Source organism: Nesterenkonia xinjiangensis (genome assembly GCF_013410745.1).
Classification (GTDB): domain Bacteria; phylum Actinomycetota; class Actinomycetes; order Actinomycetales; family Micrococcaceae; genus Nesterenkonia; species Nesterenkonia xinjiangensis.
This window is the reverse complement of the sequence record NZ_JACCFY010000001.1, coordinates 1,541,369-1,557,564: the sequence shown is the minus strand read 5'-3', so window position 1 is coordinate 1,557,564 and position 16,196 is coordinate 1,541,369. Positions and strand designations below refer to the sequence as shown.

The 16,196-nt window shown below is 66.8% G+C and carries 16 protein-coding genes; 15 read left to right on the top strand and 1 reads right to left on the bottom strand.

Annotation, left to right across the window (positions count from 1 at the left end):
- The first annotated feature begins 18 nt into the window (after nt 1-18).
- Genes HNR09_RS07115 through HNR09_RS07085 form a run of 7 tightly spaced genes read left to right on the top strand, consistent with a single transcriptional unit; the run spans nt 19 to nt 6,270 of the window.
- Complete coding sequence (locus HNR09_RS07115) at nt 19-1,170, top strand: LLM class flavin-dependent oxidoreductase (RefSeq protein ID WP_179541407.1); 1,152 nt, start codon at nt 19-21, stop codon at nt 1,168-1,170.
- Nucleotides 1,167-1,793: an amino acid synthesis family protein gene (locus HNR09_RS07110; RefSeq protein WP_179541406.1), complete on the top strand. Its 627-nt coding sequence runs from the start codon at nt 1,167-1,169 to the stop codon at nt 1,791-1,793. Before HNR09_RS07115 ends, HNR09_RS07110 begins: the two co-directional genes overlap by 4 nt.
- Nucleotides 1,790-2,341, top strand: a complete 552-nt coding sequence (locus tag HNR09_RS07105; protein ID WP_179541405.1) for an amino acid synthesis family protein — start codon at nt 1,790-1,792, stop codon at nt 2,339-2,341. The genes HNR09_RS07110 and HNR09_RS07105 overlap by 4 nt, the downstream gene beginning before the upstream one ends.
- On the top strand, nt 2,341-3,099 hold the full coding sequence (locus tag HNR09_RS07100; RefSeq protein ID WP_179541404.1) for an alpha/beta fold hydrolase: 759 nt from the start codon (nt 2,341-2,343) through the stop codon (nt 3,097-3,099). Before HNR09_RS07105 ends, HNR09_RS07100 begins: the two co-directional genes overlap by 1 nt.
- A complete protein-coding gene (locus HNR09_RS07095) occupies nt 3,092-4,573 on the top strand; it encodes an aldehyde dehydrogenase (RefSeq protein WP_179541403.1) in 1,482 nt (493 codons plus the stop codon). Before HNR09_RS07100 ends, HNR09_RS07095 begins: the two co-directional genes overlap by 8 nt.
- Before the next feature lie 11 nt (nt 4,574-4,584).
- Complete coding sequence (locus tag HNR09_RS07090) at nt 4,585-4,794, top strand: tautomerase family protein (protein ID WP_179541402.1); 210 nt, start codon at nt 4,585-4,587, stop codon at nt 4,792-4,794.
- 51 nt (nt 4,795-4,845) lie between these two features.
- Entirely contained in the window at nt 4,846-6,270 is a 1,425-nt protein-coding gene (locus HNR09_RS07085; protein ID WP_179541401.1) for a CCA tRNA nucleotidyltransferase, read from the top strand.
- Nucleotides 6,271-6,279: 9 nt separating this feature from the next.
- Here the strand turns inward: HNR09_RS07085 and HNR09_RS07080 are convergent, their stop codons facing one another.
- Nucleotides 6,280-7,674: a glycosyltransferase family 87 protein gene (locus HNR09_RS07080; protein ID WP_179541400.1), complete on the bottom strand. Its 1,395-nt coding sequence runs from the start codon at nt 7,672-7,674 to the stop codon at nt 6,280-6,282.
- 176 nt (nt 7,675-7,850) lie between these two features.
- Between HNR09_RS07080 and HNR09_RS07075 the strand changes: the two genes are divergently transcribed.
- From HNR09_RS07075 to HNR09_RS07040, 8 genes are all read left to right on the top strand, one after another.
- Nucleotides 7,851-8,936: an inositol-3-phosphate synthase gene (locus tag HNR09_RS07075; protein ID WP_179541399.1), complete on the top strand. Its 1,086-nt coding sequence runs from the start codon at nt 7,851-7,853 to the stop codon at nt 8,934-8,936.
- 68 nt (nt 8,937-9,004) lie between these two features.
- A complete protein-coding gene (locus tag HNR09_RS07070; protein ID WP_179541398.1) occupies nt 9,005-10,312 on the top strand; it encodes a DUF418 domain-containing protein in 1,308 nt (435 codons plus the stop codon).
- Between the two features lie 212 nt (nt 10,313-10,524).
- Nucleotides 10,525-10,725: a hypothetical protein gene (locus HNR09_RS07065; RefSeq protein WP_179541397.1), complete on the top strand. Its 201-nt coding sequence runs from the start codon at nt 10,525-10,527 to the stop codon at nt 10,723-10,725.
- 110 nt (nt 10,726-10,835) lie between these two features.
- Complete coding sequence (locus HNR09_RS07060) at nt 10,836-11,027, top strand: hypothetical protein (RefSeq protein WP_179541396.1); 192 nt, start codon at nt 10,836-10,838, stop codon at nt 11,025-11,027.
- A 130-nt stretch (nt 11,028-11,157) separates the two neighbouring features.
- Nucleotides 11,158-13,086: an alpha/beta fold hydrolase gene (locus tag HNR09_RS07055; protein WP_179541395.1), complete on the top strand. Its 1,929-nt coding sequence runs from the start codon at nt 11,158-11,160 to the stop codon at nt 13,084-13,086.
- Complete coding sequence (locus tag HNR09_RS07050; RefSeq protein WP_179541394.1) at nt 13,083-13,670, top strand: hypothetical protein; 588 nt, start codon at nt 13,083-13,085, stop codon at nt 13,668-13,670. The genes HNR09_RS07055 and HNR09_RS07050 overlap by 4 nt, the downstream gene beginning before the upstream one ends.
- Nucleotides 13,671-13,719: 49 nt before the next feature.
- Nucleotides 13,720-14,472 carry a class I SAM-dependent DNA methyltransferase gene (locus HNR09_RS07045; RefSeq protein ID WP_179541393.1) on the top strand — a complete coding sequence of 251 codons (753 nt, stop codon included), beginning with the start codon at nt 13,720-13,722 and terminating at the stop codon, nt 14,470-14,472.
- The gene (locus HNR09_RS07040) at nt 14,469-16,196 is read left to right on the top strand and encodes an ABC transporter ATP-binding protein (RefSeq protein WP_179541392.1); all 1,728 of its coding nucleotides are present in this window, start codon (nt 14,469-14,471) and stop codon (nt 16,194-16,196) included. Before HNR09_RS07045 ends, HNR09_RS07040 begins: the two co-directional genes overlap by 4 nt.

The following is a 16,196-nucleotide window of genomic DNA, read 5'->3' as shown; positions in this document are numbered from 1 at the left end:
CGGCAGAAAGGACCCACGATGCGATTCTCCGTCTTCCACGGACAGGGAGCCCCCGGTGACTTGGGGAACTACCAGAAGCACATGCAGGACGCACGAGAGTACGCCTTGGCCGCCGAAGCCGCGGGGTTCTGGTCAGCCTGGTACACCGAACACCACTTCGGGCATGAAGGCCAGGAGCTGATGCCGAACCCGATCCTGATGGGCGTGGACATCGCCGCCCGCACCAGCACCCTGAGGATCGGCCAGGCCGCCTCCATCGTCACCTTCTGGCATCCGTTGCGCCTCGCCGAGGACCTGGCGCTGCTGGACCAGCTCTCAGGAGGGCGCCTCGAGGTCGGAGTCGGTCGCGGCATCTATGGGAGGGAGGCCGTCAACCTCAACCCCGCCGCCGACCCGCGAGACCAGCAGAAGAACCGCGCCCTCTTCGAGGAGACCATGGAGGTCCTGAAGAAAGCCTGGAGCAACGAATTCTTCAGCCACAAGGGCGAGTTCTTCGAGTTCCCCGTCCCGGGGGTGCAGTGGAACCATCCGCTGTCCCCGGCCACGCCGGAATTCACCCAGGACGGAGAGATCACCAAGCTCTCCCTGGTGCCGCGCCCCCTGCAGCAGCCCGGTCCGCCCCTCTGGCAGGTCATCGACTCTCCGCGGTCCATCATCAACGCCGCCTCCGAGGGCACCCAGGCGATCTTCTGGATGCCGCCGGTGTCCGAGCTCAAGGGGCGGTTCGAGCTCTACCGGGAGAAGGCGTCCGAAGCTCAGGGACGCGAGGTCCCGTTGGGCGAAGGGATTGCGCTGGTGAGGGACGTCTACGTCGCCGACACGATGGAGCAGGCCCGCCGTGACTTCGAAGAGGCGGTCATGAACACCTACCACTGGGTAACGCACTGGCGGGGTCTGGGCAACCTCATGGAGCAGGACGAGGAGCTCACCGATGCGCACACCCTCGACTTCGACATGCTCATGGAGCGCAACATGCTCGTCGGCACGCCCGAATACGTCCGCGAGAAGATCGAGGAGCTCCAGCATGAGGTCGGACTCGAGCACATGATGCTCTGGACCACCCATCCGGGGCTGAAGCACGAGAATGCGATGCGCAGCCTGGAGCTCTTCTCCACCGAGGTGATGCCGCACTTCGCCCAGGATGCCGGCGCGGCAGGAGACTCTCGATGAGCGGCATCCACGTGCCCGACGCCGCCGACCTGGGACTCCGCAAGATCGTCTGTCACCGTCAGGAGACGCTCTCGGAGGCGGGCAAAGTGCCCGGGCGTCCGATTCTGCAGGCCACGGCGGCTGCAGTCCTCCGAAACCCGTGGATCGGCACGGGGGCCGACGAGGACCTGGCCCCGGAGTCCCGGCGGGTGGCTCCCCGGCTCGCTCAGCTGCTCACAGACCGGCTCACCGCCGCCCTCGGCGGAAGCGACCGCATCGAAGCGTTCGGCAAAGCGGCCGTCGTCGGGCTTTCTGGGGAGCTGGAGCACGCAGGCGCGCTCATCCACACTCCATACTTCGGCAACCTGGTCCGTGAGTATCTCGAGGGAACGTCGGTGCTGTGCTTCGCCGATGACCGTGCTGAAGCCGGTCAGCCGCTCATGGTGCCAATGTGGCACAAGACCCACGCGACCAGTCGCAGTCATTACCAGACCACCAGCGTCAGGGTCGGCGACGCTCCGGCGCCGGACGAGATCGTCCTCGTCACCGCCGCCTCCACAGGGCCCCGACCCCATCCACGTCTCGGTGACCGCACCACAGATCCAGTCGTCACATCGGAAGTCCTCAGAGGAGTCAAGGCATGACCATCAGGAAGATCACCACCATCATCGAAGACATCCATCAGGAAGGAGGGCGACACGTCGATCCTGCGGCACGGGTGGCAGTGGTCGCGGCCGTCATCGAGAACCCCTGGCGAGGGCAGGGCTTCGTCGAAGACCTCCAGCCGGGGATCGAGACCACGGCCTCCGAAATCGGTGCCCTGCTGGCCCCTCGAGTCGTCGAAGCCCTCGGGGCGCCGGTCGAGGCCTACGGAAAGGCTGCGATCGTCGGACTCGACGGTGAGGTGGAGCACGGTTCTGCACTGATCCACACCTTGAAGTTCGGTGACCATTTCCGGCAGGCGACCCAGGCGACCACTCTGCTGCCGGCCGTCGAGAAACGCGGACCGGCCGGCGTGCTCTTCGACATCCCGCTCAAGCACATCACCGATGCGACGATCCGCTCCCATCACCAGACGGTCGAAGTGCGGCTGTCGGATGCACCCCATGCCGGAGAGATCGTCATCGCGCTTGCGGCGGCGGCTCAGGGACGTCCGCAGCAGCGACTTGCGGACCTCTCCACAGAGCAGTGATGGTCGATGACGAGGCGGTCCCCATCGTCCTGCTCCACGGCGTCGGGCTGGACAGCTCGATCTGGCGTGACCTGGAGGAGGCGATCACCGCCGGGAGCTGCCGGACGGTGACGGCGATCGACCTGCCGGGTCATGGTTCGCAGCCGCCGTTGGGCGGATCTGTGACGTTGGACGATCTCGTCGACGACGTGGCGGCTCGGGTGCCGGACCGGATGCATATGGTCGGCTTCTCCGTCGGGGCGCTCATCGCTGCTCGCCTCGTGCGGCGTGATCCGGGGCGGGCGGCGACTCTGACCTGCGTGAGCTCGGTCTACGACCGGAGCCCCGAGCAGGTCAGTGCAGTGGGCGAGCGACTCCATCATGCAGCCCGGGACTTCCCCGGAAGCGTCGAGGCCTCGCTGCAACGCTGGTTCCCGACGGGCACTCCCGTCTCATCCGATCGGGTCGAGGACGTCCGACGCGTCCTGCTGGCCAACGATGTCTCCTCGTATCTGCGCGTCTACGAGGTGTTCGCCACCGCCGACAAGCAGATCATCCAGGATGTTCCTCAGCTCGAGGTCCCCGTGCTGGCAGTGACCGGATCGGAGGACTCCGGGTCCACCCCTGAGATGAGCAGGCGCCTCGCAGACGCCGCCGAGGACGGACGAGCGGTCGTCGTCGAGGGCATCCGCCACATGCTGCCCCTCGAGCATCCCGAGCACCTGGCCGAGACACTGATCACCTTCCTCGATGACAGGACAGGAGCATGCCATGACTGAGCGTCACGGACACTTCATCGGCGGCGAACAGGTCGCCCCGAGCGATGGAGAGCACTTCGAGAGCCGGAACCCTGCGACTCTGGAGGTCCTCTATGAGGCGGCCCGCGGGACTGCACCCGATGTCGACCGGGCCGTGCAGGCCGCCCATGCCGCATATTCCGACCCGCGATGGCGGGATCTCTCGCAGACGAGACGTGGGCACCTCCTGCGACGGCTCGGCGATCTCGTCGCCGAGAACGCCGAAGAGCTGGCTCGCTGCGAATCTCTGGACAACGGCAAGCTGCTGCGTGAGATGCGGGGGCAGCTGACGGCCCTGCCGGAGTACCTGCACTACTACGCGGGCCTGGCCGACAAGATCCAGGGCGACCAGATTCCGACGAGTTCGCCGCTGATGCTGAACTACACGATGCGTGAGCCGCTGGGCGTGGTCGGTGCGATCACCCCGTGGAACTCACCGCTGACTCTCACCACCTCGAAGCTGGCTCCCGCGCTGGCGGCGGGGAACACGCTGGTCATCAAGCCCTCCGAGCACACGACCCGGTCGATCCTGCGACTGGCGGAGCTGGCCCTGGAGGCAGGGTTCCCCCCGGGAGCGGTCAACGTCGTCTCCGGGTACGGGACCGAGGCCGGGCAGCCGCTGGTGGACCATCCGCGGATCGCGAAGGTCTCGTTCACCGGATCCACCACGACGGGCTCGGCGATCGCGGCCTCCGCGGGGTCCCGGTTCATCGGCTGCACCTTGGAGCTGGGCGGGAAGAGCCCCAATATCGTCTTCGAGGACGCAGACGTCTCCAACGCGGCCATGGGAGTGGTGGCCGGCATCTTCGCCGCCGCCGGCCAGACCTGCATCGCCGGCAGCCGGGTCTTCGCGCACCGGAGCGTCTACGACGAGCTCCTGGAGAAGGTGTCCGAGCGAGCACAGAGCATCGTCATCGGCGATCCGCTGCAGGACGAGACCGAACTCGGACCTCTCGCGTTCGAGGCTCAGCGGGATAAGGTCGCCTCCTATGTGAAGACAGGCGTGACGGAAGGCGCACGCGTGCACACCGGCGGATGCCGACCCGACACCGAGCTGCCAGGCTACTTCTACGCCCCCACGGTGCTCACCGATGTCACCAACGACATGCGAGTCGTCCGGGAGGAGATCTTCGGCCCCGTCGCAGCCGTCATGCCGTTCGATACGGAGGCAGAGGCCCTCCGGTTGGCCAATGACACTGAGTTCGGGCTCGCCGCGGGCGTGTGGACCCGTGATCTCGCCCGCGCCCACCGGATGTCTCGGGGGCTCGACGCCGGCACCGTGTGGGTCAACACCTATCGAGCGATGTCCCCGATGTCTCCACGGCAGGGTTTCAAAGCCAGCGGCGCCGGCGTCGAGCACGGCATGGAATCCATCCGCGAGTACACCAGGCTGAAGAGCGTCTGGATCAACACCGACGAAGGCCCCGTGGCGGATCCCTTCGTCATGCGCGGCTGAAAGGAGCTCACATGCCGCTGATCGACGTGTCCATCGCTGTCGGCCGATCGCCGGAACAGCTGAGGGGCCTGATCTCCGCCCTGCATCGCTGTGCCGAGCAGGAGGTGGGGGCCACCCCGGAGAACACCACGGTGATCCTGCGGGAGGTCCCTGCGGCGCACTGGTCGAAGGCGGACAGGACCATCGAGGAACGGAGGGCCGGACCGACGACCGGTCCATGAGCTTGCCACCGGCCTATGAGCTCGATCGGCCTGTGGGAAACTGTCTCTGTCATGCCATATCTCCCTGCTGGATTCCCCGACGGCGCCTGGCTGCCCGACGTCGTCGTCGACCTCGGTGAACAGTTCGCCTCCCACAGCCATGAGCTCTCGCTGGTCGGCGGGCCGGTCCGTGACCTGTTCCTCGGACGGACCTCGCCGGACCTCGACTTCACCACCGATGCCACCCCGGATCAGATCATCGCCGCCGTGTCCGGCTGGGCGGATGCGCACTGGGACATCGGCCGGGACTTCGGCACCATCGGCATCCGCAAAGGCGATGCCACCATCGAGGTGACCACCTACCGCGCCGAGGCCTACGACCCGGCCTCCCGGAAACCTCAGGTGCAGTTCGGCGACAGCCTCGCTGAAGACCTCGTCCGCCGGGACTTCACGGTCAACGCCATGGCGCTGCGGTTGCCCTCCTTCGAGCTGGTCGATCCGCACGGCGGGGTGAAGGACCTCGTCGCCCAGCGGCTGCGCACCCCCTCCACCCCCGAGGAGTCCTTCTCGGACGACCCGCTGCGCATGATGCGTGCCGCCCGCTTCGCCTCCCAGCTGGGACTCGACGTGGACGAGGGCGTCCGCGACGCGATGACGGCGATGGCCTCCCGTCTGGAGATCGTCTCCGCAGAACGGGTCCGCGAAGAGCTGGTCAAGCTGATCTGCGGGGCGCACCCGCGTGCGGGAGTGGACCTCATGGTGGACACCGGGCTGGCTGACGTCGTGCTGCCCGAGGTGCCGGCCCTGAAGCGCACCGATGACGAGCACCGTCGGCACAAGGACGTCTACCAGCATTCGCTGCAGGTGATGGAACAGGCTGCGGAGCTGGAGACCGACGACGACGGCCCGGTCCCCGGCCCGGACTTCGTCCTGCGCTTCGCGGCACTGATGCACGACGTCGGCAAGCCGAGGACCCGCCGCTTCGAACCCGGTGGCGGGGTCAGCTTCCGGCACCATGACGTGGTCGGGGCCAAGTTGACCCGCAAACGCATGCAGGAGCTGCGCTTCGACAAGGACTCCATCAAGGCGGTCACTCGGCTGGTGGAGCTGCACATGCGGTTCTACGGCTACGGCGACGCCGGCTGGAGCGATTCGGCGGTGCGGCGCTATGTCACCGACGCCGGCGATCAGCTGGAGCGGCTGCACCGGCTCACCCGCTCCGACGTCACCACCCGCAACCGGAAGAAGGCCGACCGGCTGGCCCACGCCTACGACGATCTCGAGGACCGGATCTCCGTGCTCGCCGAGCAGGAGGAGCTGGCCAGGATCCGCCCCCACCTCAACGGCGAGCAGATCATGGAGATTCTGGGCATCCCCCCGGGGCCGGAGGTCGGCCAGGCCTACCGGTTCCTGCTGGAGCACCGCATGGAGCACGGGCCGGTGGAGCCTGCGACGGCCGAGAAGGTGCTGCGCGACTGGTGGTCCGCGCAGGAGTGAGGCGGACGCTCAGCGTCGAGCCAGCACCGGCGGGTGCCTCACCACGTCGCACTCCGGCCGGTACATGTCCCGCACCACCACCGCCATGATCCACGCGGTGGCGGCCATGTGCCCCAGCACCGCCAGCAGGTAGACGCCGTCGGCCATGGTGTGCTGCGGTCCTGCGTCTCCGACGACGCCGGCCAGGTACATCCACACCGCCCAGAAGTGCAGCACCTGCGCCGCCTGCCAGATCAGCACGTCCCGCCAGCGCGGGGCGGCCAGCGCGATCAGCGGAATCAGCCAGATCATGAACTGCGGCGAGTACACCTTGTTGACCAGGGCGAAGGCAGCCACGATCAGCAGCAGCAACTGCACCGTGCGTGGTGGGACCGGGGCCCTGAGGCCCAGCAGGAGCACGCCCGTGCAGCAGGCCAGGAACAGTGCCAGGCTCAGGGTGGAGACCAGCTCGGGCCCCGGCCCGGCGCTTCCCTGCGCTTCGGCCAGCACCTGCCAGACGTGCCAGATCGAGGAGTAGCCGCTGCCGCGCTCGGCCGAGAACGACCAGAACTGGGACCAGTTCTCCCAGCTGAGCAGCATCGCCGGCACGTTCAGCAGCGCCCAGGAGACCGCTGAGGCCGCCACTGTGCGCCCGAGGGCCGACCAGGGCAGACCGTCCCGGCGCAGTGCCAGCACGAACAGCGCTCCGAGCAGGAACAGCGGGAAGAGCTTGAAGGAGACTCCGACGCCGATCAGCGCCCCGGCGGTCAGGTGCTGGCCGCGCAGATGCGCCAACACTGCCAGGAGCAGCGCCGCAGTGGCCCACAGGTCCCAGTTGATGCCTGCCCCGAAGATGATCGCCGGAGAGGTCGCCACGATGGCCGCGTCCCAGGGCCGCCGCCCGGCGGCGCGCATCACGGTGAGCACCAGGAGGAACCAGGCCAGCACCGCGCCCAGGAACGTCACGTCCCAGTAGAGCAGGGAGAGCCGGCCCTCCCAGTAGGCCAGCGAGGGCACCGTCGAGCTCACGACGCCGTCCACTCCGCGGGTCACCAGCGCCGCCAGCGAGGCCAGCAGCGAGGTCAGCACCGGATACTCGAACCATTGACCGTCGACGAAGGGGGCCCAGGGGTCGGCGTCGAGCCCGCGCTGCACATATAGGGCGGAGACGTCCGAATAGCAGCCGTGGTGGTAGAGCGAGACCCCGATCCAGCCTTCTGCTCGGCAGTGCTGCATCGACAGCAGCGAGACCAGCGCGGCCACCGCCGTCATCGCCATCAGGACCCGGGGAATCGTCCAGAAGCGTCGATCCGCGGTCAGCCGCGTCCCGCTGGGGCCGCCGACTCGGTCGGAGAGCAGGCGCAGCAGGGGATCCGCGCGCGTCGGTGCCACGACCTCGCGCCGATTCCGGGGTTCTGGTGTCATCGGCACCACTCTAAGACCCGCGACTGACTGCGTGAGCCTCACCGGGATGCGGGCCTGATGAGGAATAATGACAGGCTGGTGAACGTCGGCTGAAGGGATCGGCCGACGGTGACACCGTCGGCCCCGCTGTGCGATCCGCACGCGTCCCAGAGACCCGAGAACCAAGGAGTGACCACGTGGCCACGAACCCCATCCGCGTCGCCGTCGTCGGCGTCGGCAACTGCGCCGCCTCGCTGATCCAAGGCGTGGAGTACTACAAGGACGCCCCGGCCGATCAGCAGGTGCCCGGGCTGATGCACGTCGAGTTCGGTGATTATCACGTCTCCGACGTGCAGTTCGTGGCGGCCTTCGACGTCGACGAGGCCAAGGTGGGCCTGGACCTCTCGAAGGCCATCGACGCCAGTGAGAACAACACGATCACCATCGCCGACGTCCCGCCCACCGGAGTGACCGTCCAGCGCGGGCCCACCCTGGACGGACTGGGCCGCTACTACCGGGAGACCATCACCGAGTCCTCTGCCGAGCCGGTCGACGTGGTCGCGACGCTGCAGGCGGCCGAGGTCGACGTCGTGGTCTGCTACCTGCCGGTGGGCTCCGAGGAGGCGGCCTGCTACTACGCACAGGCCGCCATCGACGCCGGTGCCGCCTTCGTCAACGCGCTGCCGGTGTTCATCGCCGGGACGGAGGAGTGGGCGCAGAAGTTCACCGAGGCGGGGGTGCCGATCGTCGGAGACGACATCAAGTCGCAGATCGGGGCGACCATCACCCACCGTGAGATGGCGGCGCTCTTCGAGTCCCGCGGGGTGATCCTGGACCGCACCTATCAGCTTAACGTGGGTGGCAACATGGACTTCAAGAACATGCTGGAGCGGGACCGGCTGGAGTCGAAGAAGGTCTCCAAGACCCAGGCGGTCACCTCCAACACCAGCGCAGACCTGCAGGCGGAGGACGTGCACATCGGCCCCTCCGACTACGTGCAGTGGCTGGACGACCGCAAATGGGCCTATGTGCGTCTGGAGGGCCGCAACTTCGGCGACGCCCCGGTGGCGCTGGAGTACAAGCTCGAGGTCTGGGACTCGCCGAACTCCGCCGGGGTCATCATCGACGCCGTGCGTGCCGCGAAGATCGGCCTGGACCGCGGCATCGGGGGCCCGCTGGTCTCGGCGTCGAGCTACTTCATGAAGTCCCCGCCCGAGCAGCTGCACGACAGCGTCGCCCGGGACCGTGTGGAGGCGTTCATCCGGGGGGACGTCGAGCGCTGAGGCGCTGAGGGGCGGGATCATCCTTCGGGGGGATGAGCCGCGGCTGCGACGTCCCTACGCTGAGTCCCATGAGCGGACATCAGCCGGAAGGCACCCTCGGCAGGGAGCGGCACATCGACGACGACGGCGGCTCCAGCCTGCCTATGCCGAGCGGGACCCAGCCCGCTCGGCCGCCGCGGCTCATCGCCGTCGACGCCCTGCGGGCGGTGGCGCTGCTGGGCATCCTCTCGGTCAACATCTGGTTCTTCGCCGAGCCGGGGCAGCTGAGCACCGGGGAGTTCCACCGCGAGATCCAGAGCGCCGGCGACCAGCTGACGGCCTTCACCGCGACTCTGCTCTTCGAGGCGAAGTCCTATGTGGTCTTCTCCTTCCTCTTCGGGCTCTCCTTCGTGATGCAGTGGGCCTCGGCACATCGGGCCGGAGTCTCGGAGGTGGGCCGATCGGTGCGCCGCTTCATCACCCTGGCGGTGCTGGGCGTGCTGCACGGGAGCTTGCTCTTCGTGGGCGACATCCTGTTGGCCTATGCGCTGCTGGGCTTCGCGCTGCTGGGCATGCGCCGCATCCGCACCCGCACTGCGCTGATCCTCGCCGGGCTTCTCTACGGGGTGGTCGCCCTGTTCATGTTCGGGATCAGCGGCATCATGCTGCTGGCCGAAGGCACCCCCGGCTTCGACGACGCCATGATGGCCGGCGGTGACGCCGATGCCGCCGTCGCCGCCTATACCGGGACCATCGGCTCCTATCTGGGCTTCCAGCTGCAGACCTATGCGTTCATGGGCCCCATGATCCTGTTCGGGCAGGGGATCATGGTCCTCGCTGCGTTCCTGATCGGACTGGTGGTCGGGCGTTCGCAGCTGCTGGAGCGGATCGTCGCTCGTGAGGTGCCCACCGGCCGCCTGGTGGCCATCATGGTGCCGGCCCTGACGGTGGGTCTGCTGATCTCCGGGACCGCCGCCTGGCTGGACTGGGGCGCCCCCGGGTCGGTGGCCGGCGGGGAGCCCAGCATGGTCCAGCTCCTGCTGGCGCAGGCCCTGACCCTCACCGGAGGCCCAGTCCAGTCCCTGGGCTACGTGATCCTTGCCCTGCTGGTGTTCCGCAGCCCGGCATTCGGCTGGCTCACCGCCGCCCTCGCCCCGGCCGGGCGCATGTCGCTGACCAACTACCTGGGACAGTCACTGGTGCTGGCGCTGATCTTCTCCGCCCTGGGTCTCGGCTTGGCCGGCCAGCTGACCGCACTGCAGGTCGGCGGGATCGTCCTCGCCCTCTGGCTGGTCCAGCTGCTGGCCTCTCGTCTCTGGATGGCCGGTTTCCGCACCGGCCCCCTGGAGGCGCCGGTGCGGGCGATCACCTACGGCCGCGCTCCACGCTGGCGGTGAGGTCAGCGGCGATGCCGGGCGGAGGCGCCGGACATCATGATGGAGCGGGCGTCCACCCTTAACAGGAGCTGAACGCAACCTTTCGAGTTCCTCAAAATACGCGCATTAGTCTTGGCGGGAACTGAACGCGTCTGTAGCGTCATTCGTGATCGACGGGCCGTTCGGTGGCCTCTCGATTATGTCAAGTCTGCTGAATAAGATTGGGGAGAGTTATGTCAGAAAACATCGCCGCATTCATGAACGAGCAGGAACTGGGATCACTCACCGAAGGCTTCCGTCGGGAGGGGACGCCGGTCATGGCGACACCCGCCGCGGTGGTGGCGGCCCTCGCCGGGAAGAAGGTCGTGGGAGCCGCGGCTGCGGGAGTCACCGGTGTGGGCGTCGCCTACACCGTGGGCCGCACGGTCAACTGACCTGGTCGTGACCGACCGTCGACACAGTGCCGGACATGTGTCCGAGGCCCTGCTGACGGGCTGGTCGCCAGGCTCATCAACCGGATCACGATGATTTCAGAGAGGACGACATGATCGCCCGCATTGAGGAGAAGCTGGAGAGCGAGACCGAGTCCGCATTGACCGAGGACAGTCGCATGTCCGGTGCCAAGCTGGGGCCGGTCATGGCGACGCCCGCAGCCTTCGCCGGCGCTGCCGGGTACGCGTGGATCACACTTCAGGCCTATGACCTGGGACGTGAGCACGCCGGCGCCAACGGCTGACTCACCGGACGCATTCGGTCCCACGCTGGGTTGTGCATGAGCCGGCCCGTCCTGAGGTCTCCGGGATGCAGAGCTTCTGTGTCCCGGAGGCCTCTTCTCCATCGAACCCCTTTACCGCAAGGACCACCCCGTGAATCTGGCCCGGAAACTGGTCTCCGCTGTCTTCAGCCCGATCCCCGTATCTCGTGATCGTGCGCTCGGCATCTCCGAACGCCTGGTCGCCGCGACGACTCTGACGTCGTCCCTGGAGTACCTCAGCCAGCGTCGCCACCTTGAGAAGGGTGGGCTGAATGACTGGGAGATCATGAGGGAGGAGGAAGCAGTCGACAATCCGATGTTCCGGTGTGTGTTGGATCTGGTCGGAGACCGTCGGGTCACCGTGGGACTCCACGTGACCCGGGCGGCCGTGAGCATCGCGATGATGCTGCCCGGGAACAGTCGATGGCGCGGCGCAGGCAACCTGGCGCTCAGCGGCATCACCGCCATCCTCTATCCCCGACACCGATTCGGCACCGACGGGTCCGACCAGGTCTCTCTTCTGGTGCAGTCAGCCACGGGTGCGGCTCGTCTGAGCTCGTCCCCCCAGACTCAGGATGCGCTGCTCTGGTATGTGGCGATCCAGGCCAACCTCTCCTACGCCGCGTCGGGCTGGGTGAAGCTGCTGGGTGACAAGTGGCGCAGCGGCGAAGCCCTGCCTGGAGTCATGCGGACCAAGACCTATGGCTTCGAGAAGGTCTACAGATTCTCCAAGCAGCATCCGCGGGCCTCCACGATGATCCAGCACGGGGTTCTCGCCATGGAGTGTCTGTTTCCCCTCGTCTACGTGGCAGGTGGACGGTTTGCGCGACCGTTCTTGGCCTCTGCGGCATCCTTCCACGTCGCCAACGGCTTCGTCATGGGACTGGGACGGTTCATGACGGCATTCCCCTCGATGCATCCCTTCGTCGCCTATACCTCGACTCCCAGGTCCCATCCCGTCATCGCTGGCAGGGACGACCGCATGGTCCCCGCAGCCCTGGTGGCCCTAGGGGTCTCCGCGGCTGTCGCCGGGACAGTGGCCGTGCAGAAGCGGCTCAAGACGCTTCAGGGATGGGGGACATCCCGCAGGATCACCACGCGCCACGGCAACGAGCTCCAGTTCGAGTCTGGAGGCACGCCTGATGGAGAGTCCCCCATCGTGATCTTCGTCGCGGGTCTTGCCGCGACCGCCGAACACTTCGCCTGGATCAGCGAGAAGATCGTCACAGAGACGGACTGCGGTCTGATCGTCTATGCGCGAGCCGGGTATGCAGGCAGTCGGCGGAGATCCCGTGCCGACTACACGCTTCAGGAGTCAGTGGACGACCTCCTCGACCTCTGCCATGCGGTGACGGCCCCAAGCGGTCGGAAGGTCGCCCTGGTGGGGCATTCGTTGGGTGGTGAGATCATCCGGCGCGCTGCCTCCGAGATGGATCCCGAGACTCTCGAGGCTCTGGTGTACCTGGACCCGTCCCATCCTGCTGAGCTCCAACGCTCAGAAGCACAGGACCTGGGCGCGCGGAACCTCCACGGTGCGCTCACGACGGCGACCTGGGCGCTGCGCCTGGGAACGGGGATCCTGATGAGCCGACCCCGGTGGCTGGACAGTCTCCCGCCGGCGTATCGTGACAAGGTCTTCGCCCAATACTCCGATGCTCGGTTGTGGAGTGCGGCATCCCGAGAGTGGCGTGCGGTGGAGAAGGACTTCCGCAGTCACTCCGCCGACGTCGACCCCATCGCTGCGTGCGGTGTCGTCGTCGCAGCCCAGAATACGGTCGATCAGGATGCCGAGCAGCTGGCGATGTACGAGGAGTTGGTGAGGACCCATGATGATCCGTCCAGTGAGCTGCGCGTCATCCCCGGAACGGACCACGACAGCATGTTGACCAATGCGCGGCACGCGCACCTTGTCGCAGACGTCATCATCGCCCATCTCCAGCGCTCCCGACACGTTGATCTCATGGAGCCGTCGGCAGATTCGGATGTGGATCTCGCACGGACCGATGGCCATGACACGAGGAAGGTCGAGGTGCTCGGATGAACGTCGCAGCTCAGTGCAGGGCGCTGTTCACAGGGCGTGGTGCGGCAGCGCGGATCGCGGGTTCCGCCCTTCTCGTCGCCACCGTCGCGACCCAGCATCCCAATCCCGTCTTCAATCGGCTCCAGCTCCGAGACCACTTCTCCGTGCTGCCCAACTGGAAGTTCTTCGCACCCAACCCGGCGACCCACGACTATCACTACCTCTTCCGGACGCTGGACGTCGACGGTGAGACGTCGAGGTGGCAGAGCATCGAGCTCATCGCTGATCGACGGATGCACCAGGCGTTCTGGTTCGCCACGCGCAGGGGCGAGAAGGCGGTGTTCGACGTGTGCAGCGAGATCCTCCAGAGGATGGACAAGGGTTTCGAGGTCATCAAGGTCACCGCGTCCTACCGCCTGCTGGTGAACTTCATCCGCCGAGAGATCGCCGAGAGGTCCGATGACCTCGGCCGCATCAAGGGATTCCAGATATCCATGGTGCGGGCGAGCGGCCATGACCCTGACGAGGAGCCTGAGATCCTCTTCGTCTCGCCCTATGTGGGAATGGACGGCGCTGATGAACGCAGACTCGTCCCCGTCGCCTGAGGACGCCCCACCATGCCCGATCAATACGACGGAGAAAGGACGAGACTCGATGACTGTGCAGGACACAGGCTACGCCGAACAGTTCGAGGGCTGGTACGACCGGGTCTTCCGCAAGGACGAGTCGGCGGAGGTGCTGGCGGAGTTCCTCGCGGGCCAGCACCCAGATCCTGCCAGTGGAACGCTTGAGCTCGGTGTCGGCACCGGGCGCATCGCGGTCCCTCTGGCCAGACGGGTCGGGCAGGTCGTGGGCGTTGACAGCTCCAGCCTGATGCTCGACGCCCTGCAAGAGGAGTGCGGGGAGGATCTCGTGGTCCCCCGCTACGGGGACATGCGCACCTACACCGACCATCGGCGATTCGGTCTCATCTACATCGTGTGCTCGGCACTGTCCCTGGTGCTGTCTCGGGAAGAGCAGCAGCAGGCGGTCCAGCGCGCCGCCGACCTGCTGATTCCTGGTGGCCGTCTCGTCCTCGAAGCACACAACCGTCCGGGATGTGTGGGCCTGCATGAAGGAAAGACGAGGACGACGCTCTTCTTCCCCTACCCGGAGCGCAACACAGGTCTCCAGACTCACGCGACCCTGCTGCCCGATGATCTCTGGCACTGTTCGCAGATCTGGTTCGAAGCGGATGGAACGCATAGGATCGGCACCGAGGTCCTCCGGCTGATCACGCCCGAGGACACCGACGCCTATGCGCACCTCGCTGGCCTGGAGCCGGACGGTTCGTGGTCTGACCCACTTCGCAGTCCCTATGCGGAGCAATCCCTGATGTTCATCGCGACGTACCGCAAGCCGTCATGAACCTTGTGCGGATCATCTCCGGACACCGGGCCCTCCTCCTCGCAGGCATCGCCGCCGGACTCGTGGGTGCGGCCGCCTCCCTCGCCCAGCCGCTGTTCGTCGGCATCCTCATCAGGGCCGTTGCGGAGGGGGACTCCATCTCCGGGCCCATCCTCTGGATCGTCGGCCTGTTCATCCTCGATGCCGCCATGTCGGCGGCGAACGCTTACCTCATCGGACGCGCCGGCGAAAACATCGTGTTCGATGTGCGGAACCTTCTGGCGGGGCGTCTGCTGCGCAGCAGGGTCGCCGCCTTCCAACGGATGGAGTCCGGAGACATCTTCACCCGCATGGTCGGTGACACCACCTTGGCGTGCATGGTGATCACCCAAGCACTCGCCCAGCTGGTGAGTTCCCTCTTCATGGTGGTGGGCGGTGTCATCTTCATGGCGTGGATCGACTGGCAGCTGCTGGTGGCGACCCTCATCTGCCTCGGAGCAGCCAGCCTCGTCTCGTTGGTGATCGCTCGTCAGGTGAGGGTCGCGTCCCTGGTCAACCGAACGGACACCAGTGCCTTCGGGTCGGGCCTGCAGCGCGTGCTCGGGGCCATCACCACGGTGAAGGCATCCCGGGCCGAGGCGCGTGAGACAGAGCGCCTCGAAGGTCTGGCGGACTCAGCTCGTCAGAGCGGGATCCGCGTGACCGCTCTCGGAGCGCTGCTGCAGCCCGCGATGAACGTAGGCACCCAGCTCTCGCTGGCGGTCGTCATCGCGTGGGGGATGGCCCGTGTGACGACCGGTGAGCTGCACGCAGCCGATCTGACCGCATTCGTCATGTACCTCTTCTACCTGGTGTCCCCGCTGGTGATGCTCTTCCTGGCGCTGGGGCAGATCCAACAGGGCCGGGCCGCAGTCCAGCGCATCACGGAGCTGGCCGAGCTGCCGCAGGAGGAAGAACCGCAGGCAGCCGGAGCAGCTGAGGACAGCACCCGTGTCGAGATGGTGGACGCAGCGGTCGCGTTCGAGAGTGTGTGGTTCTCCTACGAGGACGGGTCGCCAGCACTTCGCGATGTGACCTTCTCCGTGCCTCGCACAGGGCTCACCGCCATCGTCGGACCGTCCGGCGCCGGGAAGACGAGTCTCTTCCAGCTAGTCGAACGATTCCATCGCGCTGACCGGGGCGCGGTGAGCGTGAGCGGCGTCGATGTCGCCGACATGTCCTTGGATCAGCTCAGGACCAAGGTCGGCTATGTGGAGCAGGACGCTCCTCTGCTGCGCGGGACCATCCGAGAGAACCTGGTCTATGCTCGTCCGGAAGCGGAAGACCGGCAGATCGAGGAGGTCCTGCGGCTGTCCAGCCTCAAGGACTTCGTCGAGTCTCTGCCGCAAGGGCTCGATACGGAGCTGGGGGAACGAGGCCTCGGCCTCTCCGGCGGGCAGCGGCAGCGTCTGGCCATCGCCCGCACCCTCCTGCAGCAGCCTGAGGTGGTGCTCCTCGATGAGGTGACTGCCCACCTCGACAGTGACACCGAGGCGGCGCTCCGTGACGCGGTCATCGATGCGGCCCAGCAACGTGCGGTCGTCACCATCGCCCACAGGATCTCCACAGTGCTCCGGGCCGATCGGATCATCGTGCTCGACCGAGGAGCTGTGCGCGCGATCGGGACTCACGCAGAGCTGATGGAGTCGGATGAGGTCTATCGCCGGCTGGCAGAGCAGCAGCTGCAAGCCAGCGGCGTCCAGTGA

Bases quoted from the DNA above. Each gene is read 5' to 3' on its own strand.
- HNR09_RS07115 (WP_179541407.1), top strand. From the start codon at position 19: ATGCGATTCTCCGTCTTCCACGGACAGGGAGCCCCCGGTGACTTGGGG.
- HNR09_RS07110 (WP_179541406.1), top strand. From the start codon at position 1,167: ATGAGCGGCATCCACGTGCCCGACGCCGCCGACCTGGGACTCCGCAAG.
- HNR09_RS07105 (WP_179541405.1), top strand. From the start codon at position 1,790: ATGACCATCAGGAAGATCACCACCATCATCGAAGACATCCATCAGGAA.
- HNR09_RS07100 (WP_179541404.1), top strand. From the start codon at position 2,341: ATGGTCGATGACGAGGCGGTCCCCATCGTCCTGCTCCACGGCGTCGGG.
- HNR09_RS07095 (WP_179541403.1), top strand. From the start codon at position 3,092: ATGACTGAGCGTCACGGACACTTCATCGGCGGCGAACAGGTCGCCCCG.
- HNR09_RS07090 (WP_179541402.1), top strand. From the start codon at position 4,585: ATGCCGCTGATCGACGTGTCCATCGCTGTCGGCCGATCGCCGGAACAG.
- HNR09_RS07085 (WP_179541401.1), top strand. From the start codon at position 4,846: ATGCCATATCTCCCTGCTGGATTCCCCGACGGCGCCTGGCTGCCCGAC.
- HNR09_RS07080 (WP_179541400.1), bottom strand. From the start codon at position 7,674: ATGACACCAGAACCCCGGAATCGGCGCGAGGTCGTGGCACCGACGCGC.
- HNR09_RS07070 (WP_179541398.1), top strand. From the start codon at position 9,005: ATGAGCGGACATCAGCCGGAAGGCACCCTCGGCAGGGAGCGGCACATC.
- HNR09_RS07065 (WP_179541397.1), top strand. From the start codon at position 10,525: ATGTCAGAAAACATCGCCGCATTCATGAACGAGCAGGAACTGGGATCA.
- HNR09_RS07060 (WP_179541396.1), top strand. From the start codon at position 10,836: ATGATCGCCCGCATTGAGGAGAAGCTGGAGAGCGAGACCGAGTCCGCA.
- HNR09_RS07050 (WP_179541394.1), top strand. From the start codon at position 13,083: ATGAACGTCGCAGCTCAGTGCAGGGCGCTGTTCACAGGGCGTGGTGCG.
- HNR09_RS07045 (WP_179541393.1), top strand. From the start codon at position 13,720: ATGACTGTGCAGGACACAGGCTACGCCGAACAGTTCGAGGGCTGGTAC.
- HNR09_RS07040 (WP_179541392.1), top strand. From the start codon at position 14,469: ATGAACCTTGTGCGGATCATCTCCGGACACCGGGCCCTCCTCCTCGCA.